The sequence below is a fragment of the Streptomyces sp. NBC_01498 genome, from assembly GCF_036327775.1.
Taxonomy (GTDB): Bacteria; Actinomycetota; Actinomycetes; order Streptomycetales; family Streptomycetaceae; genus Streptomyces.
Window position 1 is genome coordinate 6,890,525 of sequence record NZ_CP109598.1, and the last position, 25,467, is coordinate 6,915,991.

Consider the following 25,467-nt stretch of genomic DNA (forward strand, 5'->3'; position numbering starts at 1 on the left):
CGGCCCTTTCACATCCTGGGGAATGTGTCCGAACCGCCGGGCCGGGGTGGCGCGTTCCTACACGACACCCGGTCGCGGGTGGCACACCATGTGGCGGACCCTGGCGAAGCCTGGCGAATAGTCGCCAGGCATCCGATCGGTGGGTGACGGCCGGTTACTGTCAACTCAGCCGAGAACCTGGGGGCTTGACGTGACCGGAGTACCCAACACCCGTCTGTCGGACCTGTTCGGCCTCGCCGGCTGGTCCAAGGGCGAGCTCGCGCGGCTGGTGAACAGACAGGCGGCGGCCCTGGGCCACCCCCAGCTGGCCACCGACACCTCGCGGGTCAGGCGCTGGATCGACATGGGGGAGACCCCCCGCGATCCGGTGCCGAGGGTGATGGCGACCCTGTTCACCGAGCGGCTCGGCCGTGTCGTGACCATCGAGGACCTCGGGTTCGTACGACACGGACGCGCGGGGAGACGACGGGACGCCGGGGAGACATCGAACCCCGACGGCCTGCCTTGGGCGCCCGACCGGACGGCTACGGTCCTCACCGAATTCACGGGAATGGACCTCATGCTCAACCGACGCGGCTTGGTGGGCGCGGGCGCCGTGCTCACCGCAGGCACCGCACTCACCAGTTCCATGTACGACTGGCTGCACACCGACCCCGCCCTGACCGCCGACGCTCCCCGGAGCGGCACCCCCCTGCACGCCGACCCCGCCGGGTACGACCGCTACGAGGCGGCCCCCGTCGGGGCGCAGGAGATCGACGCGCTGGAGCACTCCGTCGACGTCTTCCGGGCCTGGGACGCCGCCCGGGGCGGCGGACTCCAGCGAAAAGCGGTCGTGGGCCAGCTCAACGAGGTGGGCGGCATGCTGTCGTACCGCCACCCTCCCCATCTCCAGCGGCGCCTGTGGGGCGTCGCCGCCAACCTGGCGGTCCTCGCCGGCTGGATGTCGCACGACGTCGGCCTCGAACCCACCGCCCAGAAGTACTTCGTCATCGCCACGCACGCGGCGCGGGAGGGCGGCGACCGCCCGCGCGCCGGAGAGGCGCTCTCCCGGGCCGCCCGGCAGATGGTCCATCTGGGGCGACCGGACGAGGCGCTGGACCTGATGAAACTCGCCAAGTCCGGTTCCGGGGACGAGGTGCTGCCCCGCACCCGGGCGATGCTCTGCACGATCGAGGCATGGGCGCAGGCGTCCCTGGGCCGGGGCCAGGCCATGCGCCGGACCCTGGGCGAGGCGGAGGAGTTGTTCGTCTCGGACAAGGGAGACGTGCCGCCGCCGAGTTGGATGCAGATGTTCGACGAGGCGGATCTGCACGGCATGGAGGCGCTGGCGTACCGTACGCTCGCCGATCACGACCCCTCGGCCGCGACCCTGGCGCAGCGGCACGCCGCACGGGCGATCGAGCTGCGCCAGGGCGGTCGCCAGCGGTCGATGATCTTCGACTATCTTTCGCTGGCCTCCGCCTGCTTCATCGCGGACGATCCCGAACAGGCCGACCGGTACGCGCGGTTGGCGCTGGTGTCGATGGGGGAGACGTCCTCGCACCGCACCTGGGACCGGCTGCGGGAGATGTACCGGCTCACCGGGCAGTACGCGGCGCACTCCACGATCCGGGGGCTGCGCGAGGAGATCGACGCGGTCCTGCCGAACTCCGTCCACAAGCCGAGGAGTTCACCGATCTAGCCACCCACCGCCCACCCGGCACCTGACGATCGTCGTTCACCGATCCCGTTTCCACCGACCGTTGTTCACCGATCGTCGCCCACCGACCGTCGTCCGACTCGTCCATCTGTACGTCCTGACGGCGGCCTGTCTGTCCGGGGACCTCTCCGGGGCCGTCACGCCTCCGGGCCGTCGTGGCCGATCCGGGCCACCAGCACACAGGCGTCGTCCTCGCGTCCGGTCCCGCCGAACTCCTCGACGACCGTCCTGACACTGTCCTGCGCGTCGCGCGCCCCGGACAGCCGGGGACCGAGCGCCAGTAACCGGTCCACGCCCGTCCGGTCCGTCAGCCTGCCGGTGTGCAGCACCAGCAGGTCGCCGGGCAGCAGGGTCGTCTCGGCCTGCTCGTACGCGGCGCCCGACGTCGCGCCGAGCAGGACACCGTCCAGGGGGGTCAGCGCGCGCCCCGTCCCGTCGCGGAACAGCAGCGGGGCGGGGTGGCCCGCCTGTGCCCAGAGGAGGCTTCGGGTCTCGGCGCGGTAGCGGCAGCAGACGGCGCTGCCGAGCGCGGGCCGGTCGGCGGTGTCGAGGAGCTGGTTGAGATGGCCCATCAGCCGGCCCGGCTCGACACCGGCCACGGCCATCCCGCGCAGGGCGCCCAGCAGCATGGCCATCGTGGAGGCCGCCGCGACCCCGTGACCCGTGAGGTCGCCGACCGTCAACAGGGTGTCGCCGCCGGGGAGTTCCAGCGCGTCGAACCAGTCTGCCCCCACGGGCGTGCCGCCCGCCGGGGGCAGACAGCGGCCCGCCAGATCCAGGGCGCCCGGCGCGGACCGGAGGGGGCCCCGCCACGACGGCAGTACGGCCTTCTGCACCTCGGCCACCAGCCGCTGTTCGCTCCGGACGCCGCGCTCGCGGCGCCGGAGCGTGTCGCCGGACTCGTCGACGGCCCGCCGGCGGCGGCGTAACTCGCTGACGTCCCGCAGCACCGCCCACATGGAGGCCGTGAAGCCGTCGGCGTCGAGCACGGGCTCGGCCGTCATGTGCAGGGTGCGGATCCGCCGGTCGGCGCTGACGACACGGAACTCGCTGTCGATGGTCCGGCCGTCGACCAGACAGTCCGTCACCACCGTCTGGAGCGGGCCCCGGTCCTCGGCGACCACCACCGACGGCAGCTCGTCCAGGGTCATCGGCCCCTTCTCGCGCGGGCGGCCGAAGATCTCGTACAGCTCCGGGGACCAGCTGACCTCGTCGGTCAGCAGATTCCACTCCGCGCTGCCCACCCGGCTCGGCGCCGACCGGATCCCCGCACCGGTCTCCCGCGCGGCGGGCGGCGCGACGGCCGTCTCCTGGGGCAGCCCGTTGCTCAACTGCCCGAGATGCGCGCCCAGATCGTCCAGCTGATGGACCGCCAGGTCGCACAGGGCGCGCTGCCAGCGCCGCCGGGAGTCGTGCTCGTCGGCCACGGTGTCCCTGCGCACGGCGTCCACATCCCCGCGCAGGCTGCGGGTGCGCGAGATGAGGGACTCCACCACGCGCCGCTCCGGTGGCTGCGGGGTGGGACGGTCCGCGGACAGGGGGGACGGCATCTCGAACTCCGTTACAGGCGTGGCACTGCCAGGTCTGAAGGGTGGACCCCCACGACTGTCGCACAGGCCGCCACGGCCCGTAAGCCGTTTGGCAACACTCGATCCGGTGGTGCTTGCGACATATGCCAACGGCGGGACGGGTGACTCACCGTCACGGGTGAGACCGACAAATGGAATTGACGCGGCCGTCCGCCCCTCCGGTCCGCCGCGCCGTCGTGCGCCCCGGCGTCCGCCGGGAGTGCGCCGGGGAGCGCGTCGGAACGCGCCGGAGCCCCCGGTCAGGGACTCGACGGTCCCCGACCGGGGGCTCCGGCCGGCGTTCCCCGCAGGGGCGCCGGGAGGCGGCGCCGCGCGCTCCGCCGGCCGGGACGCCCGGGTCGGGGGAGCGCACGCCGCGTCACCGCCGGAGTCACCAGATGGACTCGACCCACTCGGGGTGGTCGACGAACGGGTTGCGGTTGTGCTGGAACTGGTTGTATATCGCGTCGTTGCGGCGCTGCTCGAAGCTGTCCGGCGGGTCCTCGTCGCTCCACGCCTTCAGTACGGAGAGCCGGCCCATCAGGGGGGACGACCCGTTGTTGACCCGGTCGTTCGGTTCGAGGTTGGCGAACGAGTCGTTGCCCTCGTAGCGGACCGCCATGTAGAGGATCATGCGGGCGACATCGCCCTTGACCGCGTCGCGCGGCTCGAAGGAGTCGCTGTCGGTGAGGTTCCCCGGGGCACCGCTGACCGAGCTGCCGCCGTTGTCGAAGTCCTTGTTGCCGCGGATGCCGTTGACCTGGACGTCCTCCGGGCGCAGGTGGTGCAGGTCGGTGCCGGGGCCCTGCGAGGTGCCGAAGTCGCCGTGGGACTGGGCCCACACGTGCTCACGGTTCCAGTCGCCGACGTTGCCGCCGTTCTTCGACTTGGCGCGGGAGAGGCCGCTGTAGAGGAGCTTGACGTTGGCGGAGTTGGCCGGGTCCTGGTCGGTGACCTTGAGCGCTTCCCAGACGGCCGTGTACGAGAGCTTGGTCTGGTTTCTGATGATGGTGTGGAGCGCGCTCTTGAGCGCGGGACCGGTCTTGCCCAGGGCGTTCTGGTAGTACGTGTCGTCCAGCGCGGCCAGCTTGTTGACGGCCGAGGTGCCGGTGACACCGGTTCCCGTTCCGGCCGCCGGGGGTGTGGCGGCCGGAGCGGCGTTCGCGCTGCCGACGAGCACCGCGGCGGCGGCGCACAGGGCCAGCACGGGCCGCACGGCGGGATGGTGACGACGGGACATGTGGGGGCGTCCTCTCCTCATAGGAACACCGCGCGCACGGCCGTAGGGTGGGGCGGTGCACGCGGTGATCATGCGTGGTGTGGCGTTTCCGCAGGAGCTTTCCACAGCGCCTGTGACGCTGGGGTGAATGTTCCGCATCCATCATGTGCAGGTCAAGAGGCCGGTCGGCGACGGGTGTTGGGGCGGCGGGACGCTCCTCATACCTGTTCACATGGATGGGCCGGAGTTACGCGGCTGAAGATTTGGTCCATACCAGGTGCTTGACGGGCGCCCCGTGGCTGCCTTCAATCAAGCAGTGAAAAAGGCGCCCCCAAGCGCTTTCTTCTCCGTGTTACCTGTCATGCGCATGCCCCCCACGCAAAGCGATGTGATGACCGTGCATATGTCCTGGCGGCGCCGTACGGCGCTGTACGCCCTCGCACTTCTGTGCACCTCCGGAGCCGTGGCCGCCGTGCCCGCCGGAGCCTCCGCCGCGACCGGACCCCACTCCGGCGCGGCGCCCGCGGCCGTCAAGTTCGAGGAGAACTTCGACGGTCCGGCCGGATCGGGTGTCGACGGAAGCAAGTGGCAGATCGAGACCGGCGACAACGTCAACAACCACGAGCGGCAGTACTACACCTCCGGCAACAGCAACGCCCAGCTCGACGGGCAGGGCAATCTCGTGATCACCGCCCGGAAGGAGAATCCGGGCAACTACCAGTGCTGGTACGGCACGTGCGAGTACACGTCCGCCCGGCTGAACACCTCGGGCAAGTTCGACTCCGCGTACGGCCGGGTCGAGGCCCGGATGAAGATCCCGCGCGGCCAGGGCATCTGGCCCGCGTTCTGGATGCTGGGCAGCGACATGGGCCAGGTCGGCTGGCCCAACAGCGGCGAGATCGACATCATGGAGAACGTCGGCTTCGAGCCCGGCACCGTCCACGGCACGCTCCACGGCCCCGGCTACTCCGGTGCCGGCGGCATCGGCGCGGGCTACAACCTGCCGAACGGTGAGGCGTTCGCGGACAACTTCCACACCTTCGCGGTGGACTGGGCGCCCGACTCCATCACCTGGTCGGTGGACGGCAACGTCTACCAGACCCGTACGCCCGCCGACGTCGGCGGCAACCCCTGGGTGTTCAACAAGCCGTTCTTCCTGATCCTCAACCTCGCGGTCGGCGGCTACTGGCCCGGCGACCCCGACGGAAGCACGGTGTTCCCGCAGCAACTGGTCGTCGACTACGTACGGGTCAGCGACTAGTACCCGTTTCCGCCCGTGGGTGCGGTACGGGCACGACCCGCCCCGCACCCACGGGCCCACCGGTCCACCGGCCCCCGGTGGGCCTCCCCAGAAGTGGACGGTGACCCGCATGACCGCCTCGTTCAAGCCCTGGAAGCACCTCAGACCGCTGGCCGTGCTGGCCATGCCGCTGGTGGCCGTGGCCTCGACCATGAGCGTGACGCCCGCGACCGCGGCCGTCGCGGCCGTCGGCACCGTCACCGGCATCGGCGGCAAGTGCGTGGACGTGGCGAGCGGGAGCACCGCCAACGGCGCCGCCGTCCAGCTCTACGACTGCAACGGCAGCGCCGCCCAGCAGTGGGACGTCGCCTCCGACGGCACGATCCGCGCGCTCGGCAAGTGCCTCGACGTCAAGGACGGCGGCACGGCCAACGGCTCCGTCCTCCAGCTCTGGTCGTGCACCGGCACCGCCAACCAGAAGTGGACCGTCTCGGCGGCCCGCGACATCGTCAACACCCAGGCCGACAAGTGCCTGGACGCCACCGGCAACAGCTCGGCCAACGGCACCCGGCTCCAGCTGTGGACCTGCACCGGTGCCGCCAACCAGAAGTGGACCGCGCCCTCCGGCGGCGGCGGGAACCCCGACCCCGGCGGCGCGCCCATGGCCGTCGCGCCGTACATCTACAACGGCTGGGGCAGCCCGCCCAGCCCCACCACCGTGCAGAACGCGACCGGCGTCAAGTGGTTCACTCTCGCCTTCGTCCTGAGCAACGGTTACTGCAATCCGCAGTGGGACGGCGGCCGGCCGCTGACCGGGGGCGTGGACCAGCAGACCGTCAACACCGTGCGCGCGGGCGGCGGTGACGTCATCCCGTCCTTCGGCGGATGGAGCGGCAACAAGCTGGAGAGTTCCTGCGGCAGCGCCGGCGAACTGGCCGCCGCGTACCAGAAGGTCATCAACGCGTACGGCCTCAAGGCGATCGACATCGACATCGAGGCCGCCGCCTACGACAGCCCCACCGTGCAGCAGCGCACCGTGGACGCGCTGAAGACGATCCGGGCGAACAACCCCGGCATCAAGATCTACATCACCTTCGGCACCGGCCAGAACGGCCCCGACACCAGCCTGATCAACCGCGCGGCCTCCTCCGGCCTCACCGTCGACAGCTGGACGATCATGCCGTTCAACTTCGGCGGCAACGGCCAGAACATGGGCACCCTGTCGGTCCGCGCGGCCGAGGGCCTGAAGACCGCCGTCAAGAACGCCTACGGATACGGCGACGACGAGGCGTACCGCAAGACCGGCATCTCCTCCATGAACGGCGTCACGGACGTCGGCGAGACCATCACCGTCGCCGACTTCCGCACGATCCTCGCCTACGCGCAGCAGCGCCACCTCGCCCGGCTGACCTTCTGGTCCGTCAACCGCGACCGGCCCTGCACGGGCGGCGGGGCCGACACCTGCTCCGGCGTGAGCCAGTCCGCGTGGGACTTCACCCGGGTCCTGGCGCAGTACCGGGGCTGACCCGGCTGTCGCCGAACGCGGCGGACAGCCCCGTGACGCACGAATCGCCCCGGACACCGTGGAGAGGTGTCCGGGGCGATCGGTGTGTACGGGTGCGGGGGCCGGTCGGCGCTGGTCAGGCCGGCTCCACTTCCAGGAAGCGCCGGCGGCGGGGACCCCGGTAGAGCAGCGCCTCCCAGCCCAGCCGGGTCAGGACGGCGGCGCACGCCGTCAGCTCACGCTCCTCCTCCCGCGCCGCGCCGCTTCCGTGCGGGCCGAGCCACTCCACCCGTACGGTGCCGGGCCGTTCGCCTGCGGCGACCCGGTACCCGGTGGCGGTGCGCCGCCCCTCCCCGTCGAGCGCGGAGGGTGCGACACCGGCGGCCTCCAGGGCCAGCGCCACGGCGCGGACCGGCTGGTTCCGCTCCCAGTCGGCCGGGACGGCGCCGGGATCCGCGGCGGCGGAGTTGGTGAGGCGGCGGATCTGCGACAGGCCCGCGAACGCGACTCGTACCTCGGCGGCGCGGACCTCCGGCGGGACGTGCGGCGGCGGGCCGTCGCCGGTCGCGGCGGCGAAACCGCCGGACCCTTCCGTACTCCCGCCCGCGTTCGTACCCGTGTTCCCCTCGGCCGTCATGCCCGCACAGTAGCCGTGACGCGCGGAGGGACCCCGACCGGACGGGGGAGACCGGCCGGGGCCGATTGAGTGGGGTGCGGGCGGCGGTCGCCTCGCGGCGATGCGCTCCACAGGGCTTCAGCCGAACGATCGTCCCTGTGGGCTTTTCTTGATGGGGCCCGGGGACACTGTTCCGTCCACACCCACATACACCCGAACGGTTGCCCGGCGCGGAATGTTCCCGCCCGGTTCGGGCCGCGTTCCGCCGCGCGCGGGCGGGCGGACGCACGGCCACTGTCAGTGGCGGGTGATAGACCGGTTCCCGTCAGGACACCCGGCCGCACCGGTCCGGTCCGGACATCCCGTTCGCCGATCGCACGAGGAGACCTCCCCGATGACCGCGACCCCGACTCCGCCGCCGACCCCGCCGCCGGTCCCGACCGGCAGGCTCCTGCGTACGCCCGACGGCGTCGACCTCGTCCTCCGCAGGACCCTCACCCTCCCGGTCGGCGAGGTGTGGGCGGCCGTCACCGAGCCGGCGCGCACCGCCCGGTGGTTCGGCCCCTGGGAGGGCGACGGCACACCCGGCGGCACCGTGCGGGTGCGCATGGTCTTCGAGGACGAGGAGCCCTGGAGCGAGATGCGCGTCGACGCCTGCGAGGCGCCGCGCCGGCTGGCCGTCTCGACGGCGGACGAGGCGGGCGGCTGGCGCCTGGAGCTGAGACTGGCGGAGGCGGCGGACCTGCCGGACGGACCGCCCGGCGCCGAGACGGGCGGTACGGAGATCCAGTTGGTCCACCACCTCCGGACACGGGACGGGGTCGGCGAGATCGGCCCCGGGTGGGAGTACTACCTGGACATGCTCCGGGTCTCCCTCGACAGCGCTCCGCGGCCGGTCTTCGACGACTACTACCCGGCGCAGAAGGCGTACTTCGAGGAGTTGACGGCCGAGTAACCGGGCACGCGCGGCCACGGACCTCCGTCCGCCGCACGCCGTCGGCCGCTCACAGGGCCCAGTCCGCCGAGGCCGCCGCCGTCCGCGTACGGCCGAACTCCAGCCTGGTCAGCACCGCCTCCGCCGGCAGGTCGAAGACCAGCCACCCGCGCGCCGAGCGGCCAGCGGTGAGCGGCACCGGCCAGCTCAGCACCGGGCCCACGGTGAGGTCGGCCGCCGCGGGCAGCGGTCCGTACCGGCGGCCGGACCTGTCCACGGCCGTGAAGCTGTGCGCCACGTCGTGCGGATACGGCAGCGCCCCCGCGTTGCTGACCTCGGCGAGGACGGCGACCCACTTCCTGCCGTCCGGGGCGCCGGTGCCCCGCGCCCCCGGCCGACCGGTGCCGGTGTCCGCGCTCCTCACGGCCAGGCGTGCCACCCGGGACGCCTCGTCCACGACGGCGGTCACCGCCAGGGCCAGCATGGCCTCGTCCTGCCCGCCGGGGTGGTTCACCAGCACGGTGTCGCCCAGCAGGACGGCGGTGCGGGCGGGCCGTACGGTCCGGGTGGACCGCCCGTCCTCGGAATCCGAGTCGTCCTGCGCCGGTACACAACCGGTGAGCGTGCACATGGCACTCAGTGCGACGGCGACCACCGTCGTCCGGCCGAGGGAGCGGTGCCTCGATGAGCGTGTCATGACCGAATGATGGAGCGCCCGATCGCGTGGACACCGCTCATCCGCAGGTGTTTCCAGGACATCTTCTGTCCTGTATGCCCCCTACGTTGAGGTCATCGCGCCGACGCCCCACGAAGGAGCAGACCCATGAGCGTTCTCAGCGGCAACCAGCCCGAAGGCACCCCCACCTGGATCGACCTCAGGACCCCCGACCGGACGGGCGCGCTCGCCTTCTACCGGGAACTGTTCGGCTGGGAGTACGAGCCGTACCCGACCGGCGACGACGACGGCACCCTGTGTCTGCTGCGCGGGCGCCCGGTCGCCGGAATCGTCCCCGACCCGGGGCGGACCACCGCCGCGTGGACGATGTACTTCGCCACCGACGACTGCGACGACACGGCCCGGCGGGCCACGGAGGCGGGCGGGCGGCTGGTCGAGGAGCCCGCCGATCTCGCCGACCACGCCCGTACGGCGGTCGCGGTGGACGCGGTCGGCGCCCGTTTCGGGCTGTGGCAGGGGCGCACCCGCCTCGGCAGCGAGATCGTCAACGAGCCCGACTCACTGGTCCGCAACGACCTGATCACCCCCGACCCCGGCCCCGCCCGCGCCTTCTACACGGCACTGTTCGGCTTCACACTCGACGGCAACGACGAGGTCCCGGAGCTGGACTTCACCTTCCTCCGCCGCCCCGACGGCCACGAGATCGGCGGGATCGTCGGCAGCGCCGACGTACCCACCTCCGCCTGGGGGACGCTGTTCGCCGTGGCCGACGCCGATGCGGTGGCGGGCCGCGCCAACGCCTCCGGCGGCTCGGCCACCGAGCCCGAGAACACCCCGTACGCCCGGATGTCCGCCGTCACCGACCCCTCGGGCGCGGTCTTCTCGGTGGGCACGGCCCACTGACACCGGCCGCCGACGCCGCTGCCCGCCCGCCTCCGCCGGCGGTCTCCGGTGCCAACGGGAGGGAAGGCGGCGGCCGATGTTCCGGATCGGCCTGCTCACGGCGGCCGATTCTGAGACTCTCATGATGCTCGCCCCTCCAGGGGACGAGTCCCTCGGACCGGCCGCCAGGACCAGGGGGTCGACCTGCGCGGGGACCGACCGCGGGCGGGGCGCGATCCGCCCTGCCGCGTCGTCACGCCGGGGGAGCCCGGGGGCCGGGGCGTCCGGGGGCGCGTTCCGGAGCGGGCCGGGGCCGGTGGCTCGTCGGGGGCCGGACGGCGGAGAGACGATCACAGGGGTGGGGCGGGTGGCTGTCCGGTTCGGGGTGCTGGGTGTCATCGAGGCGTGGCGGGACGGGAGAGCGCTGGACGTGGGGCACGCGCGGCAGCGGTGGGTACTCGCGGCGCTGCTCGCGGACGCCGGTCAGGTGGTGCGGGCGGACGCGCTCGTCGAGCGGGTGTGGGGGGAGCGGATGCCCCGACGGGGCCGGGAGGCGCTGTACGGGTACGTGTCCCGGTTACGCCGGGCGCTGCCCGCACCCGAGGTCGACATCGTGCGCGAACAGGGCGGCTACCGGCTCTCGGTGCACGGCGGGAGCACGGACACCGGGACGATCGATCTGCGCCGGTTCCGCGAGCTGACGCACCGGGCGCGGGCGACGGACCCGGGCGAGCGGGCGGCCGTGCTCTGGGAGGAGGCGCTGGGACTCTGGCGGGGGGACGCGTTCGCCGGGGCGGACACCCCCTGGTTCAACGCGCAGCGCTCGCTGCTCGACGCGGAACGGCTGGCCGCCCGGCTCGATCTGGCCGAGACACGGCTGCGCCTGGGGCAGCACGCCGGGATGGCGGCCGAGCTGGCCGCCCGCGCCGAACGGCATCCGCTGGACGAGCGGGTGGCGGGGCAGTTGATGCTCGCCCTGTACCGCTGCGGTCGCCAGGCCGAGGCGCTGGAACGGTACGAGCGGATCCGGCGGCTGCTGGCCGAGGAGATGGGTGTCGATCCGGGCGGGCCGCTGCGGCGGCTGTACCACCGCATCCTCACCGCGGACCCGGCGCTCGCCGTCTCCCCGTCACAGCCCGCCGAGGTGCCCGCCGTCAGGCGGCCCCGGCCGGTGCCGAGGCAACTTCCGCCGCCGCCCGTCGCCTTCACCGGACGCGGCCGTGAACTCGCCGCGCTCGAAGGACTGTTGAAGCGGTCCGTCGGCGCGGACCGGGGGCCGGTGATCTCGGCGGTCGGCGGCGCGGGCGGCGTGGGCAAGACCTGGCTGGCACTGCACTGGGCCCATGAGAATCTCGACCTGTTCCCGGACGGGCAGCTGTATGTGAACCTGCGTGGATTCGACCCGTCCGCCGACCCGTTGACCGCCCCGGCGGCGGTACGCGGCTTTCTCGACGCGCTCGGCACCGATCCGCAGCAGATGCCCGCCGACCCGGAGTCCCAGGCCGGGCTGTACCGGTCCCTGGTCGCCGGGCGCCGCATGCTGATCGTGCTGGACAACGCCCGTGACACCGACCAGGTCCGCCCGCTGCTGCCCGGCGGCGGCAACTGCGTGGTCGTGGTCACCAGCCGCAGCCACCTCGGCGGACTGACCGCGACCCACGGCTCCCAGTACCTCGCCCTCGGCACCCTTCCCGACGACGACGCCCGCCAGGTCTTCAGCCACGCGCTCGGCCACGACCGGATGGCGGCCGAGCCCGGCGCCGTGGCCGTCCTGCTCCGGCGGTGCGCGGGGCTGCCGCTGGCCCTGGGCATCACCGCCGCACGGGCCGCCGCCCGCCCCGACTTCCCGCTCGCCGCGCTGGCCGACGAACTCGACGACGCGCCCACCCGACTGGACGCCCTGCACGCCGGAGACCTGGCCACCGACCTCAGAGGGGTCTTCGAGACGTCCCTCCGCGCCCTCGACACGCAGAGCGCGCGGTTCTTCCCGCTGCTCGGACTGGCGCCCGGACCGGACATCGGTGCGGCCGCCGCCGCCCGGCTGGCGGACCTCCCGCTCCCGGCGACCCGGCGGGTGCTCCGGGTCCTGGAGGCGGCCCATCTGGTCGGACAGCACTGTCCCGGCCGCTACCGGATGCACGACCTGGTCCGCCTCCACGCGATCGAACGGGGCCGGGAGCAGCCCGCCGACGTCCGGGACGCCGCCCTGGGCCGGCTGGTCGACTTCTACCTGTGCGGTGCCCGCGCGGGTGACCGCTTCCTGGCCCCGCACCGTACGCCCCTCGCCCCACCGGAGCCCGACCCGGCGCCGGTCGCCGCCGACGTCCGGGACGCCGGGACGGCGATGACCTGGTTCGAGGCCGAACACGTCTGTCTGCTCGCCGCGCACCGGTCGGCCCTGACCCACGGCTGGCACGGCCGGGCCTGGCAACTCGCCTGGGCACTCGACACCTTCCACTGGCGGCGGGGTCTGCTGTCCGACCGGGTCGGCACCCTGCGGGACACCCTCCCCGCCCTCGCGTCGCCTCCGGACCGGGCCGCGCTCGCCCTGGCGCACCGGCTGCTCGGCCGCGCCCACGTCCCGCTCGGCGAGCACGACCGGGCGGTGGAACATCTTGAACGGGCACTGGCCCTCTTCGAGGAGGCCGGTGAGGCGGCGGGCCGGGCGCAGACCCATCTGAACTTCGCCCTCGCCTGGGAACAACGGGGCGACGACGCCCAGGCGTTGGAACACGCCGTGCGGAACCTGCGCCTGCGCGAGACGCTGGACAGTCCGCCGCGGGAGGCCGAGGCCCTCAACGCGGTGGGCTGGTACCACGCCCGCCTCGGAGATCATCGGCAGGCGCGCGAGTACTGCGAGCGGGCCCTCGCGCTGTGCCGTCGGCACGGCTTCCGGGAGGGCGAGGCGTTCACCCTGGACAGCCTCGGCTACATCGCACACCAGGGAGGCCGCTACCCGCTGGCCCTGGAGCACTACGGCCGGGCGCTCACCCTGCGCCGCGAACTGGGCGACCACTACGAGGAAGCCGACACGCTGGCCCGGCTGGGCGACGCGTACGGGGCGCTGGACCGTCCCGCCGAGGCCCGCCGCGCGTGGAGCGGGGCGCTCGCCCTCTACCGCGACCAGCGGCGCACCGCCGAAGCCGAGGGCGTCCACGAGCGGCTGGCCGCGCTCGGGCCGGCCGGAGGCTGATCGGTGTCCGGCGTCGCGGCCCTTCGCGCCGTCCGCTCGCCGGGTGGTTCTGGGGGGTACGCCGCCGGCCGGAGGCTGATCGGTGTCCGGCGTCGCGGCCCTTCGCGCCGTCCGCTCGCCGGGTGGTTCTGGGGGGTACGCCGCCGGCCGGAGGCTGATCGGTGTCCGGCGTCGCGGCCCTTCGCGCCGTCCGCTCGCCGGGTGGTTCTGGGGGGTACGCCGCCGGCCGGAGGCTGATCGGTGTCCGGCGTCGCGGCCCTTCGCGCCGTCCGCTCGCCGGGTGGTTCTGGGGGGTACGCCGCCGGCCGGAGGCTGATCGGTGTCCGGCGTCGCGGCCCTTCGCGCCGTCCGCTCGCCGGGTGGTTCTGGGGGGTACGCCGCCGGCCGGAGAAGGACCGGCGTCCGGCGTCCGCCGTCGCGCCCTGCCGCGCCGTCCGCGTCGTCCGCCGGCCGGGGGCGCTTCGGGCGGCGGGCCCGGAATCCGCAGGCCGACAGCCTGCGGATTCCGCCCTCCGTGCGCCCGTCCTCCGTGCGCCCGTCCCCCGTGCGGGCGCTCCCCGGTCCGGACACTCCCCCGACTGGTTCGGTTATCGGCGGGGCTCCCTCCACGCACCCCCTCCGCGGGCCCCGCACCGGACTGACGTCGGTTCACTCACCCCGGCGAACGAGCGATCCGCCGGGGCACGACAAGCGGACGGGATTCGGTGGTCGGTCCGAAGGTCCGCTCTTGGTCGCGTCGCATTGGCCACACTGCCGGGGCGCCCGTCGGGAAACCTTCGGAAAACCTGCAATCCACCAGGGACCGGCTGTCCGGCCGTGCCGCCTTCCTCCGGACAGCGTCCCGCGATCGCGCGTACCCCGCCCTCCGGAGAGAATCGGCGCGGGCGCGTCGACCGATGAGTCTCGGGCCCGCCGCCGGTCACAGGAGCGGGACCGGTCACGGGCCCGCCGCTCCGGCCGCGAGATCGAGAAGCCGAGAAGCCGGAGAACCTGGCAGCCGGGAAAGCCGGGAAACCTCCGGACCGGGCAGCACGGAGCCGGGAGCGAACGCACCAGAAGGAGAAACACCATGACCGCCAGCACCGTCCAGCCGATCGTCGTCACGCCCGGGATCGAGCGGCTGCTCGCCTTCTACCAGGGGCTCCTCCGCGCCGTGGAGACCGCGCGCACGCCCGACGAGGGCCCGCCGTTCTTCGTCAACCTGCGGATCGGTGAATCCGATCTCGGCCTCGTCTCGGACACGGACGTCGAACTCGGCGCGCCCCAGCGGATGCTGCTGAGCGTCGCCGTCACGGACGTGGACGGTCTGCTCGGGCAGGTCGAAGGGCTGGGCGGGCAGGTACTCGGCCCTCCCAACGACATGCCGTGGGGCCAGCGGGTGGCCCACATCAAGGACCCGGACGGCAACGCCGTCAATCTCACCCAGCAGCTCTGAACCGGTCCCGGCGGACCGGTCGTCCCCAGCTGTCCGACCCGCCCACCCGGCCCCCGCCGGTCCACGTAGCATCACCCGTATGGAGAAGCGCGTACTGGGCAGGACCGGCCGTGAGGCATCCGTCGTCGGACTGGGCACGTGGCAGTTGGGGGCCGACTGGGGGGACGTCGCCGAGGCCGACGCCTTCGCCGTTCTCGACACGGCACTCGAATCGGGGGTGACCTTCTTCGACACGGCGGACGTGTACGGCGACGGCCGCAGCGAACAGCTCATCGGCCGGTTCCTGAAGAACCGCCCCGACGCCGACGTGTTCGTCGCGACGAAGATGGGCCGCCGCGCCGAGCAGCGCCCCGAGAACTACCGGCTGGACAACTTCCGGGCCTGGAACGACCGTTCACGCGCCAACCTCGGCGTGGACACCCTCGACCTGGTCCAGCTCCACTGCCCGCCGTCGGACGTCTACTCCTCCGACGCCGTCTTCGACGCGCTCGACACCCTGGTCGCCGAGAAGCGGACGGCCGCCTACGCGGTGAGCGTCGAGACCTGCGCCGAGGCACTGGCCGCCATCGCCAGGCCGGGCGTCGCCTCCGTGCAGATCATCCTCAACCCCTTCCGGCTCAAGCCCCTCGAAGAGGTGCTGCCCGCCGCCCGTGAGGCGGGCGTCGGCATCATCGCCCGTGTCCCGCTCGCCTCCGGCCTGCTGACCGGCAAGTACACCGAGGACACCGTCTTCGCCGCCGACGACCACCGGAACTACAACCGGCACGGCGAGGCGTTCGACCAGGGCGAGACCTTCTCCGGCATCGACTACGGCACGGGCCTCGCCGCCGCCGCCGAGTTCTCCGGGCTGGCCCCCGAGGGCGCCACGCCCGCCGCGACCGCGCTGCGCTGGATCATCCAGCAGCCCGGGGTCAGCACCGTGATCCCCGGCGCCCGTTCCGTCGAACAGGTGCGGGCCAACGCCTCCGCTGCCGCGCTCGCCCCCCTGCCGGACGCCACCCTGGACGCCGTCCGGGAGCTGTACGACCGCCGTATCCGTGCGGAGGTCCACCACCGCTGGTGAGGATGAACGGGATGAATTCCCTCACTTCGTACGAAGGGGACTTCCCGTGGCGCTCAGTACCGACGAACGCGAGCGGTTCCTCGCCGAGCCGCACATCGGATCCCTCGCCGTCGACTCCGGCGAGCCGGACCGGGCGCCGCTCGTCGTCCCCATCCGGTACCAGTACGTGCCCGGCGGGGACCTCTGGATCCTGACCGGGGCCGACTCGCGCAAAGCCAGGCTGATCACGGCGGCGGGCCGGTTCTCGCTGCTGGCCGAGCGGGTCAGCCCGACGGTCCGGTACGTCTCCGCCGAGGGCCCGGTGACGGAGCGGATCCCCGGCACCCGGGACCACCTCGTGGAGATGGCCGGCCGCTATCTGCCCGCCGACAAGGTCGACGCGTACGTCACCATGGCGAGCTCCGGCTACGGTGAGCAGGTCGTCATCCGGATGCGGCCCCAGCGGTGGCTGTCGACGGACCTCGGCGGACTCTGAACCGGGCACCGTGAGGTGGGCCGACGCCCCGGGCGAAGCCGCCCGGGGCGCGGGCCCGCCGACTGTCATCAGCCGTACCGTCGCGCGCGACGGCGTGACGGCGCGTACGTCCTGAGGAATCCATGACCCGAAACCTGCGGTTGCACCGGGCGAACCAGACCAAGATGCTCCGGCGCGACGCCCGGTCCCGCTGCAAGTTCTGCGGAACCCCGATCGAGTTCTTCGACCGGTACGACGGGACACGCATCCCGCTGACCCCGGAGTTCCCCGCGCGCGCCGTGCCGAAGCACCTGCACTGGCACATCAACCGCGGCGTGGCGTACCCCGGGAGCGACACGGCCTTCTGCCGTATCCCGCACCCGGCCGTCTGCCCGGCGGTGGAGCACCCGGACCTGCCCGGCGAACTCGCCGACGTCGTCCGGGTCCTGGCCCGCCGGATGCACCAGGCCGTCCAGGACGGGGAGTTCACCCCGTACGAGGAACCCGTCGGCGAGGAGAGCGTCGCGCACCCCGAGCCCGAACGGGTCGGACGGTTCCGTCACATCGTGGCGTACTACGGCGATCTGCGCCTCGGCCCGTGCGCCATCGAGGACCTGCGCTGTGTCGCGGAGGAACACCGCACCGGCGTGCGCTGCGAGAGCGGGGTGTACAACGCGGGCGAGGGAGAGTGGGCCCGGGTCGACATCGACGTCCGGCAGGCGAAGGGCCGGCAGGGACAGCTCGTCCTCGACGTCACCGGCGGCCAGGTCTGGGCCTGGCACCTGGTCGACTTCCATGTCGTCCGACGGTGGTGGGCGCAACGCTGCGAGGACCACTTCATGTCCTCGCGGCCCGACGCCGTCCGGAACGAGTTCGTGCCGTTCCACCCCGTACGCCACGACGCCTTCATCCTCACCGAACGGCCGACCGGCTACGACGTGGCGAAGACCGACGAGGGCATCGTCGTCCACGAGGGCCCCCGCGAACGCCACAAGTGCGCCCACTGCTCGAACTGCACGGTCGAGTCGGTGCCCGAGGGCTGGCTCTGCTGGCAGTGCGAACCGGAGCTGCGCCGCCGCGCACGCGTGCACCGGCGATGGGTGGGACCCGGGGCACCGGGACCACGGACCGACTGACCTCGCGGTACGCGAACCCCGGCTGTCGCACGAATCCCGACGTACGCGAACCCCACGTACGCGAACCCCGGCCCTCGCGAGGAGATCCCGGCGCGCCGACGCCTCGGCTTCCGCCCTGAACCCGCCCCCGCCCACGTCGTGTTCAGGCGTGCACCTCGGCCGTGTGCCGGTGGAATCCGCCGGTCGTCCAGGTGGCGCCGTCGGCGGTGACGGCGAAGCCCTCGGTGTCCGGCAGGGCCTCCAGCCAGTCCCGGGCCCGCTCGCCCATCGCGTACGCGGCCGTCGCCCGGGTATCGGCGACGGTGAGCCCCGCCGGGCAGACCACCGTGATCGACGCGAGGCCGCCGACCGGGGCCTCCCCGGTGCGGGGGTCGATGACATGGCACCCGCGCTCGGCCGGGCCCGACGTGGCCACCCCCAGATCGTCCCGGGCCTCGACCACCAGGGCCAGCGCGCCCGGACTCAGCGGGTCGGCGATCCCCACCCGCCAGGGCCCGCCCAGCAGTTGGACGTCGCCGCCGCCGTTGAGACAGACCCGGCCGGCACCGGCGGCGGCGATCGTACGGGCCGCGCGTTCCACCGCCCAGCCCTTCACCAGCCCCGTCGGGTCCAGCCCGCCCGCGTAGCGGGTGGTGAACCAGCCCTCGCTCTCCCGTTCCGCCGCCGCGCACAGCTCCAGGACCTCGGCCACCTCCGGCGCGCAGTCGGCACGGTCCAGCTCGCCCCGCCCCAGCCGCATGAGCTGGCTGCCGGGGCGGTACGTCGAGAACAACTCGTCCGCGCGGTGCAGCGAGGCCACCGCCGCCCCGAGGGCGGCCCCGACCCGGGCCCCGTCGCCGATGTCACGGACGTCGAACGAGAAGACCGTGCCCATCGACTCCTCGACGTGGCGCAGCCGTTCGGTGCGGTCCGCCACTCAGACCCCCGCCTTGTCGAGGGCGCTCTGGAGCGAGTCCTGATAGCCCTTGCTGGTGTAACTGGCACCGGAGACCGCGTCGATCCCCGCGCCCTGCGCGCTGACCGCCGCCTGGTTGAGCTTCGGTACGGCGTTCGCGGTGACCGACTTGCTCTGCGCGTCGGAGCCGGGCGCCTGACGTGCCTCCGCCTTGACGATCCGCCCGCCGCTGAGGGTGAGCTGCACCTGCACGGGGCCGTACTGGGTGTCCACCGCGTCACCGAGCACCGTGCGCGGCGCCGGCGGGGCCTCGGCCGCCGGGGGCTCGTTCGCGGGAGGTGCCTCGTCCGCCGGAGCCTCGTCGACCGGGTCCCCGGCCGGGGGTGCCTCGCCCGCCGGGGCGTCCGGCGGCGGCACCTCGCCCGTGTCCGGGGCGGCGCCCGTATCCCCGGCCGGAGGCGCCGAGACCACCACCCCGCCGGGGGGCGGCGCGGCCACCCCCGCCACCGACGACCCGCCGGGCTGCTTCAGTGCGAGCAGCAGGACGACCCCCGCCGCGGTCGCGGCGGCACCGATCATGATCCGCCGGAGCGGACGGTTCCTCTTCATCGGCTGCCTCTCACATCTCGAAGGATTCGTGGTGAATACGGCGGGCGGGCACGCCCGCCTCGCGCAGTGCCTCGTACGACTGACGGGCCAGCCCGGTCGGCCCGCACACATAGACGTCGTGGTCGTCGATGTCCGGCAGCAGTTCGCGCAGCCGACGGGGAGTGATCTCCGGCCGGACCCCGTCCGGCCCGTTGACCGCGTACAGCAGCCGCGCGCCGCGCGCCTCCGCGATCTGCCGCAGCTCACCCCACAGCGCCAGGTCCTCGGTCTTGCTGGCCCGGTAGAGCAGGGTCAGATCGCCCGGTTCACCGGGCAGCGTCTCGAACAGGGCCCGCATCGGGGTGATTCCGGCACCGCCCGCGATCATCAGCACCTTCTCCTGGCTGCGGCGGGCCGCCGTCATCGCCCCGTACGGCCCCTCCGCCCAGACCCGGGTGCCGGGCGCGAGCCGCGCCACGGCCTCGCTGTGCTCACCGTTCGCCTTGACGGTGATCCGCAGCAGATCGGGGCGCGGCGCCGCCGACAGCGAGTACGGGTTGGAGCTCCAGCGCAGCCCGTCCGTGAGGAACCGCCAGCGGAAGAACTGGCCGGGCTGCGCGCCGAGCCGGTGCAGCCGGCGCCCGGTGATCAGGACGGAGACCACGCCCGGTGACTCCTGCACCGTCCGCTCGACCCGCATCCGATGGCGCCGGTTCAGCCGGACCGGCGCCAGCACCCGGTACCAGAGCAGCAGCAGACCGGCCACGCCGTACAGGGCGTACCAGAGGGAGCGTGCCGTCGGGTTCGCGACGAACTCGGCGCCCGCGGCCAGCTGGTGCCAGAAGGACAGATAGACCGCGACGTAGGTCAGCAGATGGAGGTAGTACCAGATCTCGTAACGCATCCTGCGGCGCACCGCCCGCGCCGAGACGAAGCCGATCAGCAGCAGGAGTGCCGTGCCGACGGTCGCCTCGACCATCCGGGGGAAGTCGAGGACGATGATCAGCGTCTGCTCCACCAGACCGGTGTTCGCCTGGACCGCGTAGCCGCCGATGGTCAGCAGGAGATGGGCGAGCACCAGACTGACGGCGAAACGGCCGCTCATCGCGTGCCAGCGCGCCACCCGGTCGGAGCCCACCCGCCGTTCCAGCGCCGGGACCCGGGCCATCAGCAGGATCACGACCGCGATCGTGTAACCGGCGAGCAGCCCGGTGAGGCGGCCCGATCCGATCAGCCACTCGGCCAGGTCGACGTGGACGACCGGGGTGTTCTGCCACCACAGGGCCATGACGCCGGTCGCGCCCGCCCACCACATCGCCAACAGCGGTCGTGCGCCCTGCCGTTGCGGGCGGATCGCGCGCATGGTCTGCCGTCTGGCGGCTCGGCCGTTGTGCATCATCGCCAAGGGACTGCTCCTCGATTCTCCTCGGTGTCCGCCCATACGGATGGGAGAGGGGCCCAGTTCAATCACCGGGGCGGGCAGATGGGACGAGTTCGGGGCGCGGCCGTCGGACGGCCGATTTTCGCGGTGATGCGGGACATATGTCCGTACGGTGTCCGGGGCCGGTCGCCCACGAAGGGGGCCGGAGCCCCGGCCGCCGCGAGTCTTCCGGCGGGGCCGACCGGGGGAGCGAATGCGTGTTCCGGCCCGGCGGCTGCATAGGGTGTGTCCCGTGCCTGGTGAGACTGACCTGCGAAGACTTCTGATCGACATGCGGCCGGAGCTGAATCCGGGGCGCTACGTGTTCACCACGGTGGCCGGCGGCGTTCCCCCCGGGGTCTCCCCGGTCGTCATGGTGGCCGAACGCGAGGGCCTCACCCTGGTGTTGAGCCAGGAGGACGCCGAAGCGGCGGGACTGGGATACGACTACGTGGCCGGCTGGCTGGTCCTGCGGGTGCACTCCGCGCTGGAGGCGGTCGGCCTGACGGCCGCCGTCGCCCACGAACTCGCCAGGGGCGGGGTCAGCTGCAACGTGGTGGCCGGGTTCCACCACGACCATCTCTTCGTGCCGTACGAGGCGGCGGACCGTGCCATGGACCTGCTCGACGGGCTCTCCCGTAGATCAGCGGCCGGTCGCTCGTAGTAACATAAGTGGTTTGTCCGGGAAGGGTTTTCGGGGTGTTCGGGACGAGAGGCCGGGCCGTTTCCGGGTACTCCGGGCACGTACGTTCCCTTCCCGCCGTCGGGAGAGGACTGAACGAATGACAGCATCCGCGCACAACGTCGAGACCATCGAGGTGGTGGGCGCGCGCACCAACAACCTCCGTGATGTCACCGTGAGCATCCCCAAGGGACAGGTGGTCGCCTTCACCGGGGTCAGCGGCAGCGGCAAGACCTCGTTAGCGATCGACACCCTGCACAGCGAGGCTCAACTCCGCTATCTGGAGGGGCTGTCACCGTTCGTCCGGCAGTACATCACCCAGCGCAACCGCCCCAAGGTGGACCGCATCCTCGGTCTCGGCGCGACCCTCGCCGTCGATCAGCGCCGGCTCAACCGCAACCCCCGGTCCACCGTCGCCACCATCACCGGCATCGACGGCCACCTCGGACTGCTGTACTCCCGGCTGCCCGGCATCGGCCCCGACACCGTTCCCGGCGACGGACACCTCTCCACGGCCCACTTCGACCGGCACACCCCCGAGGGAAGCTGCGCCGACTGTCACGGCGTCGGTGGCCGCTGGCAGGCACGCGAAGAACTCATCATCACCCAACCGGAGTTGCCCCTCTTCGAAGGAGCCTCCCCCTGGTACGCGAAGTGGCGGTCCGGAGAGCACGCGTTCATCCCCGCCCTCGCCGAGAAACGCGGTGTGGACCTCGCCCGGCCCTGGCAGTCGCTGCCCGAGGGCTTCCGGCACAACGTGCTGTACGGCACGGGTGACGAGAAGATCGAGGCCACCGTCGACATGCCGAACAAGAACGAGACCTCCTCCTGGACGTACACCTCCAGCGAGCCGCTGCGCGGCGCGCTCGCCGAGGTGGAACGGGTCTTCGCCAAGGCCGCGACGCCCAGCGCCAAGGAGCGCTACCTGCCGTACATGCGCAAGATGCCCTGCACCACCTGCGGCGGCACCGGCTACGACGCCATCGCCCGGTCGGTACGGCTCGGCGGGCTCGCCTACCCCGAGCTGCTGGAGGTCGACGTCCGCGAGGTGCGCGCCTGGGGGGAGCGCGTCACCGCCGGACTCGGCACCGGACAGCGCGCGGTGGGCGAGCCCCTGCTCCAGGACCTGGCCCGCAGACTCCGGGTGCTGGACCGCCTCGGCCTGGCCCACCTCCAGCTCTCCCGGGGCGCGGCCACCCTGTCCGGCGGCGAACTCCAGCGCACCCGGCTCGCCGCGCAGCTCAGCACCGAACTCAGCGACATCATCTTCGTCCTCGACGAACCGGGCACCGGCCTGCACCCGGCGGACAAGGCGCATCTGCTGGACATCGCGCTGGAACTGCGCGCGGCCGGGAACACCGTGCTGCTGGTCGAGCACGACCCGGAACTCATCGCCCGCGCCGACTGGGTGATCGACATGGGGCCGGGCGCCGGGCGGCTCGGCGGCGAGGTCCTCGTCTCCGGCACCCCCGACGACGTCGCCGCGCACCCGACATCGCTGACCGGGCACTACCTCGCGGGGAAGGGGCCGCGCCTGCGCCGCTCCCGGCGGCCGGTTGGGGACCGTACCGCCTGGGTCGAGCTGCACGGGCTGTCCGCGCACAACGTGACCGCGGACCTGGTCCGCTTCCCCATGGGCCGGCTGACCTGTCTGACCGGGGTCAGCGGCAGCGGCAAGAGCAGCCTGCTCGGCGCGCTCGGCGCCGGGATGGAGGCGGTCCTGAACGGCACGGCGGCCGACACCGTGCGCCGGGTCACCGGAGGCGACCGCTTCAGCTGGGTCGCCGTGGTCGACCAGGAGCCGATCGGCCGGACCCCCCGGTCCAACCCCGCCACGTACAGCAAGGCCTTCGACATCGTCCGCAAGCTGTTCGCGGAGACCGACGAGGCGCGCAAGCGCGGCGTCAACGCCTCCTGGTTCTCATTCAACACGGCGAACGGCGGACGCTGCGAGACGTGTACCGGGTACGGCCGCAAGCTGGTCAACATGCACTTCCTGCCGGACGTGTGGGTGGTCTGCGACGCCTGCGAGGGCCGCCGCTACACACCGGAGGCCCTGGAGATCACCTACCAGGGGCTGGCCATCGACGGGGTGCTGGAGCTGACCGTCGCCGAGGCCGTGGAACGCCTCACGAAACCACGGCAGTTGGCGGAGGCGCTGGAGGCGCTGGACCGGGTCGGCCTCGGCTATCTGCAACTCGGCCAGAACGCGACGGAACTCTCCGGCGGCGAGGCGCAGCGGCTGAAACTGGCCTCGGCGATCCAGCGGGGCGCGGCCGGGCGCAAGGCCGGACTGGTCGTTCTCGACGAGCCGGTCTCCGGGCTGCACCCTTCGGACATCCAGCGCATGGTGGACGCCTTCGACCTGCTGCTGGACTCGGGCAACACGGTGGTCGTCGCCGAGCACGACATCCCGGTCGCCGCCTCCGCGGACTGGGTGATCGACCTGGGGCCGGGCGCGGGCCCGGACGGCGGGGCGGTCGTCGCGGCGGGCACCCCCGAGGACGTCGCGGACGCGGACACCCCGACGGCGGGCTTCTTCCGCCGGTACGCGGCGGGCCTGCCGCTGCTGGGGGAGCCCGGCGAGAGCTGAGTCCGGTGTCGCGGTGGATCCCCGGAGGCCACCGCCGCCGGTCGGCCCGACGAGGCCCGAAGTCGCTCTCGGCCAGCGGCTGTTGAGCGCGCGGGTCGAGTCGGGTCGACCGGGGGGTGTTGAGCGCCTGGGCCGAAGTCGCTCTCGGCCAGCGGCTGTTGAGAGCGCGGGTCGAGTCGGGTCGACCGGAGGGCGTTGAGTACGCGAAGTCGTCCTTGGCCAGCAGCTGTTGATCTCGCCGGTCGAAGTCACCCATGAACGGAGGTCGTTGGCGCAGTCGGTTGACCGACGGGGTCGAAGTCGTCCACGACCCTGGGGGTGTTGACCTCATCGTCCGAAGTCGACCGCGATCGGGGGCAGTTGGCGGGTGAAGCCCCGCGTCCGGCCGCGACGGTGCGCGGTCAGGCGCGGGGTGACGCCAGTTCCACGACCGTGATGTCCGGGTCGGCGCCCAGCCGGACCGGCGGGCCCCAGAAGCCGGTGCCCCGGGTCACGTAGAGCAGCGTGTCCCCGTGCCGGCTCAGTCCGGCCACGGACGGGTTGGCCAGGCGCGAGAGGTGCGTGAAGGGCCACAGCTGGCCGCCGTGGGTGTGGCCGGAGAGCTGGAGGTCCACCCCGTACCGGGCGGCCTCCTCGACCTGTACGGGCTGGTGGGCGAGCAGGACGACGGCCCGGTCCCGGTCGCGTCCGCCGAGCGCGGCCTCGTAGTCCGGGCCCTCGCCGACGTCGGCGCCGCTCGCGTCGTCGACCCCGGCCAGGTCGAAGCCGGGCAGGGCGACCCGCTCGTTGCGCAGGGTGCGCAGCCCGAGTCCCCGCACGAACCGGACCCACTGGTCGGCGCCCGAGTAGAACTCGTGGTTGCCGGTGACGTAGAACGCGCCGTGCGGGGCCCGGAGATCCGCGAGGGGTTCGGCGGCCCGTCCCTGGTCGGCCACGTCGGCGTCCTCCACCAGATCGCCGACGAGGGCCACCAGGTCCGCCCCGGTGTCGTTGAGGAGGTCCACCAGCTGCCGGGTGCGGGACCGCCCCACCAGTACGTTCAGATGGATGTCGCTGATCAGGGCGATCCGGAAGCCGTGGGCCGCCGGGTCGAGCCGGGCGAGCGGCACGGTGAGGTGCTTGATCCGGGGAGGGCCGAGCGCGGTGTACGCGCCGTACCCCACGGTCGCGGTGGCGGCGGCCCCCGACACCAGGGCGACGGTCCGGCCGACGAACAGCCGCCGGGAGAGCGGGAGAACGGCCGCGGGAGCGGGGGCGGGCTCCGGGGAGTCCGTGCCGGACACGGAGTCCGTACGGGTCGCGGGCTCCGCACCGGCCGCGGAGTCACCGGGACGTCCGGGCCCGGCGTTCGCGGCCCTGCGCCGTTCCGCCCGCAGCAGGAACAGCCGGAGCACCTCGCCGGCCAGCAGCGCCAGGGTCAGATAGAGGATCCCGGCCATCCACACGAAACCCGGCCAGCCGACCACCGCGTTGAGCGGCACGGGAAGCCCCCGCTCGCCGGGCGGCGCGGCCACCAGCAGCAGGCCCAGCACGACGATCAGCGCGGTACCGCCCCGGCGCCACCAGGAGCCGGGAGTCGTGGTGTCGCGGACCGTGCGCCGCCACACGTAGTAGTGGACGGCGGCCAGCAGCGGCAGGACGAGCGCGACGAACAGCGCGGAGGACACCGG

The 25,467-nt window shown here is 72.9% G+C and carries 20 protein-coding genes; 12 read left to right on the forward strand and 8 right to left on the reverse strand.

What is annotated here, in order from left to right:
• The first annotated feature begins 190 nt into the window (after window positions 1–190).
• On the forward strand, window positions 191–1,681 hold the full coding sequence (locus tag OG875_RS29420) for a DNA-binding protein NsdB (protein WP_330177267.1): 1,491 nt from the start codon (window positions 191–193) through the stop codon (window positions 1,679–1,681).
• A gap of 155 nt (window positions 1,682–1,836) precedes the next feature.
• Here OG875_RS29420 and OG875_RS29425 read toward each other — a convergent pair whose 3' ends face one another.
• The gene (locus OG875_RS29425) at window positions 1,837–3,249 is read right to left on the reverse strand and encodes a PP2C family protein-serine/threonine phosphatase (protein WP_330177268.1); all 1,413 of its coding nucleotides are present in this window, start codon (window positions 3,247–3,249) and stop codon (window positions 1,837–1,839) included.
• Window positions 3,250–3,658: 409 nt separating this feature from the next.
• Complete coding sequence (locus OG875_RS29430; RefSeq protein ID WP_330177269.1) at window positions 3,659–4,507, reverse strand: endonuclease I family protein; 849 nt, start codon at window positions 4,505–4,507, stop codon at window positions 3,659–3,661.
• 340 nt (window positions 4,508–4,847) lie between these two features.
• Between OG875_RS29430 and OG875_RS29435 the strand changes: the two genes are divergently transcribed.
• Window positions 4,848–5,747, forward strand: coding sequence for a glycoside hydrolase family 16 protein (locus OG875_RS29435; protein WP_330177270.1), 900 nt, complete (start codon window positions 4,848–4,850; stop codon window positions 5,745–5,747).
• Window positions 5,748–5,856: 109 nt separating this feature from the next.
• The gene (locus OG875_RS29440) at window positions 5,857–7,251 is read left to right on the forward strand and encodes a ricin-type beta-trefoil lectin domain protein (protein WP_330177271.1); all 1,395 of its coding nucleotides are present in this window, start codon (window positions 5,857–5,859) and stop codon (window positions 7,249–7,251) included.
• A 115-nt stretch (window positions 7,252–7,366) separates the two neighbouring features.
• Here OG875_RS29440 and OG875_RS29445 read toward each other — a convergent pair whose 3' ends face one another.
• Complete coding sequence (locus OG875_RS29445; RefSeq protein WP_330177272.1) at window positions 7,367–7,867, reverse strand: hypothetical protein; 501 nt, start codon at window positions 7,865–7,867, stop codon at window positions 7,367–7,369.
• Between the two features lie 373 nt (window positions 7,868–8,240).
• On the opposite strand from OG875_RS29445, the gene OG875_RS29450 reads away from it, so the two are divergent.
• Window positions 8,241–8,801 carry an SRPBCC family protein gene (locus OG875_RS29450; protein ID WP_330177273.1) on the forward strand — a complete coding sequence of 187 codons (561 nt, stop codon included), beginning with the start codon at window positions 8,241–8,243 and terminating at the stop codon, window positions 8,799–8,801.
• Window positions 8,802–8,850: 49 nt separating this feature from the next.
• Here the strand turns inward: OG875_RS29450 and OG875_RS29455 are convergent, their stop codons facing one another.
• Window positions 8,851–9,477 (reverse strand): hypothetical protein, encoded by a 627-nt coding sequence (locus OG875_RS29455; protein ID WP_330177274.1) that lies wholly within the window; start codon window positions 9,475–9,477, stop codon window positions 8,851–8,853.
• 126 nt (window positions 9,478–9,603) lie between these two features.
• On the opposite strand from OG875_RS29455, the gene OG875_RS29460 reads away from it, so the two are divergent.
• From OG875_RS29460 to OG875_RS29485, 6 genes are all read left to right on the forward strand, one after another.
• Window positions 9,604–10,359 carry a VOC family protein gene (locus OG875_RS29460; protein ID WP_330177275.1) on the forward strand — a complete coding sequence of 252 codons (756 nt, stop codon included), beginning with the start codon at window positions 9,604–9,606 and terminating at the stop codon, window positions 10,357–10,359.
• Window positions 10,360–10,705: 346 nt separating this feature from the next.
• Complete coding sequence (locus OG875_RS29465) at window positions 10,706–13,531, forward strand: AfsR/SARP family transcriptional regulator (RefSeq protein ID WP_330177276.1); 2,826 nt, start codon at window positions 10,706–10,708, stop codon at window positions 13,529–13,531.
• A 1,069-nt stretch (window positions 13,532–14,600) separates the two neighbouring features.
• Window positions 14,601–14,966, forward strand: coding sequence for a VOC family protein (locus tag OG875_RS29470; RefSeq protein WP_330177277.1), 366 nt, complete (start codon window positions 14,601–14,603; stop codon window positions 14,964–14,966).
• A 79-nt stretch (window positions 14,967–15,045) separates the two neighbouring features.
• Complete coding sequence (locus tag OG875_RS29475) at window positions 15,046–16,029, forward strand: aldo/keto reductase (RefSeq protein WP_330177278.1); 984 nt, start codon at window positions 15,046–15,048, stop codon at window positions 16,027–16,029.
• A gap of 46 nt (window positions 16,030–16,075) precedes the next feature.
• Entirely contained in the window at window positions 16,076–16,504 is a 429-nt protein-coding gene (locus tag OG875_RS29480) for a pyridoxamine 5'-phosphate oxidase family protein (protein ID WP_330177279.1), read from the forward strand.
• A gap of 122 nt (window positions 16,505–16,626) precedes the next feature.
• Window positions 16,627–17,619: a DUF6083 domain-containing protein gene (locus tag OG875_RS29485; protein WP_330177280.1), complete on the forward strand. Its 993-nt coding sequence runs from the start codon at window positions 16,627–16,629 to the stop codon at window positions 17,617–17,619.
• A 142-nt stretch (window positions 17,620–17,761) separates the two neighbouring features.
• On the opposite strand, the gene OG875_RS29490 is transcribed toward OG875_RS29485, so the two are convergent.
• From OG875_RS29490 to OG875_RS29500, 3 genes are read right to left on the reverse strand one after another with little or no spacing between them, the layout of a single operon-like run.
• The gene (locus OG875_RS29490; protein ID WP_330177944.1) at window positions 17,762–18,493 is read right to left on the reverse strand and encodes an FAD:protein FMN transferase; all 732 of its coding nucleotides are present in this window, start codon (window positions 18,491–18,493) and stop codon (window positions 17,762–17,764) included.
• 42 nt (window positions 18,494–18,535) lie between these two features.
• Window positions 18,536–19,123 (reverse strand): FMN-binding protein, encoded by a 588-nt coding sequence (locus OG875_RS29495; RefSeq protein ID WP_330177281.1) that lies wholly within the window; start codon window positions 19,121–19,123, stop codon window positions 18,536–18,538.
• A gap of 10 nt (window positions 19,124–19,133) precedes the next feature.
• A complete protein-coding gene (locus tag OG875_RS29500; RefSeq protein WP_330177945.1) occupies window positions 19,134–20,501 on the reverse strand; it encodes a ferredoxin reductase family protein in 1,368 nt (455 codons plus the stop codon).
• A 274-nt stretch (window positions 20,502–20,775) separates the two neighbouring features.
• Here OG875_RS29500 and OG875_RS29505 point away from each other — a divergent pair, with 274 nt between their 5' ends.
• The gene (locus OG875_RS29505; protein ID WP_330177282.1) at window positions 20,776–21,186 is read left to right on the forward strand and encodes an ACT domain-containing protein; all 411 of its coding nucleotides are present in this window, start codon (window positions 20,776–20,778) and stop codon (window positions 21,184–21,186) included.
• A 118-nt stretch (window positions 21,187–21,304) separates the two neighbouring features.
• Window positions 21,305–23,797 (forward strand): excinuclease ABC subunit UvrA, encoded by a 2,493-nt coding sequence (locus OG875_RS29510; protein WP_330177283.1) that lies wholly within the window; start codon window positions 21,305–21,307, stop codon window positions 23,795–23,797.
• A gap of 401 nt (window positions 23,798–24,198) precedes the next feature.
• Here the strand turns inward: OG875_RS29510 and OG875_RS29515 are convergent, their stop codons facing one another.
• Window positions 24,199–25,464: a metallophosphoesterase gene (locus tag OG875_RS29515; protein ID WP_330177284.1), complete on the reverse strand. Its 1,266-nt coding sequence runs from the start codon at window positions 25,462–25,464 to the stop codon at window positions 24,199–24,201.
• Window positions 25,465–25,467 lie beyond the last annotated feature (3 nt).

Coding starts and splice junctions, on each gene's coding strand:
- OG875_RS29425 (WP_330177268.1), bottom strand. CDS start 3,249: ATGCCGTCCCCCCTGTCCGCGGACCGTCCCACCCCGCAGCCACCGGAG.
- OG875_RS29430 (WP_330177269.1), bottom strand. CDS start 4,507: ATGTCCCGTCGTCACCATCCCGCCGTGCGGCCCGTGCTGGCCCTGTGC.
- OG875_RS29435 (WP_330177270.1), top strand. CDS start 4,848: ATGCGCATGCCCCCCACGCAAAGCGATGTGATGACCGTGCATATGTCC.
- OG875_RS29440 (WP_330177271.1), top strand. CDS start 5,857: ATGACCGCCTCGTTCAAGCCCTGGAAGCACCTCAGACCGCTGGCCGTG.
- OG875_RS29445 (WP_330177272.1), bottom strand. CDS start 7,867: ATGACGGCCGAGGGGAACACGGGTACGAACGCGGGCGGGAGTACGGAA.
- OG875_RS29450 (WP_330177273.1), top strand. CDS start 8,241: ATGACCGCGACCCCGACTCCGCCGCCGACCCCGCCGCCGGTCCCGACC.
- OG875_RS29455 (WP_330177274.1), bottom strand. CDS start 9,477: ATGACACGCTCATCGAGGCACCGCTCCCTCGGCCGGACGACGGTGGTC.
- OG875_RS29460 (WP_330177275.1), top strand. CDS start 9,604: ATGAGCGTTCTCAGCGGCAACCAGCCCGAAGGCACCCCCACCTGGATC.
- OG875_RS29470 (WP_330177277.1), top strand. CDS start 14,601: ATGACCGCCAGCACCGTCCAGCCGATCGTCGTCACGCCCGGGATCGAG.
- OG875_RS29475 (WP_330177278.1), top strand. CDS start 15,046: ATGGAGAAGCGCGTACTGGGCAGGACCGGCCGTGAGGCATCCGTCGTC.
- OG875_RS29485 (WP_330177280.1), top strand. CDS start 16,627: ATGACCCGAAACCTGCGGTTGCACCGGGCGAACCAGACCAAGATGCTC.
- OG875_RS29490 (WP_330177944.1), bottom strand. CDS start 18,493: ATGGGCACGGTCTTCTCGTTCGACGTCCGTGACATCGGCGACGGGGCC.
- OG875_RS29495 (WP_330177281.1), bottom strand. CDS start 19,123: ATGAAGAGGAACCGTCCGCTCCGGCGGATCATGATCGGTGCCGCCGCG.
- OG875_RS29500 (WP_330177945.1), bottom strand. CDS start 20,501: ATGATGCACAACGGCCGAGCCGCCAGACGGCAGACCATGCGCGCGATC.
- OG875_RS29510 (WP_330177283.1), top strand. CDS start 21,305: ATGACAGCATCCGCGCACAACGTCGAGACCATCGAGGTGGTGGGCGCG.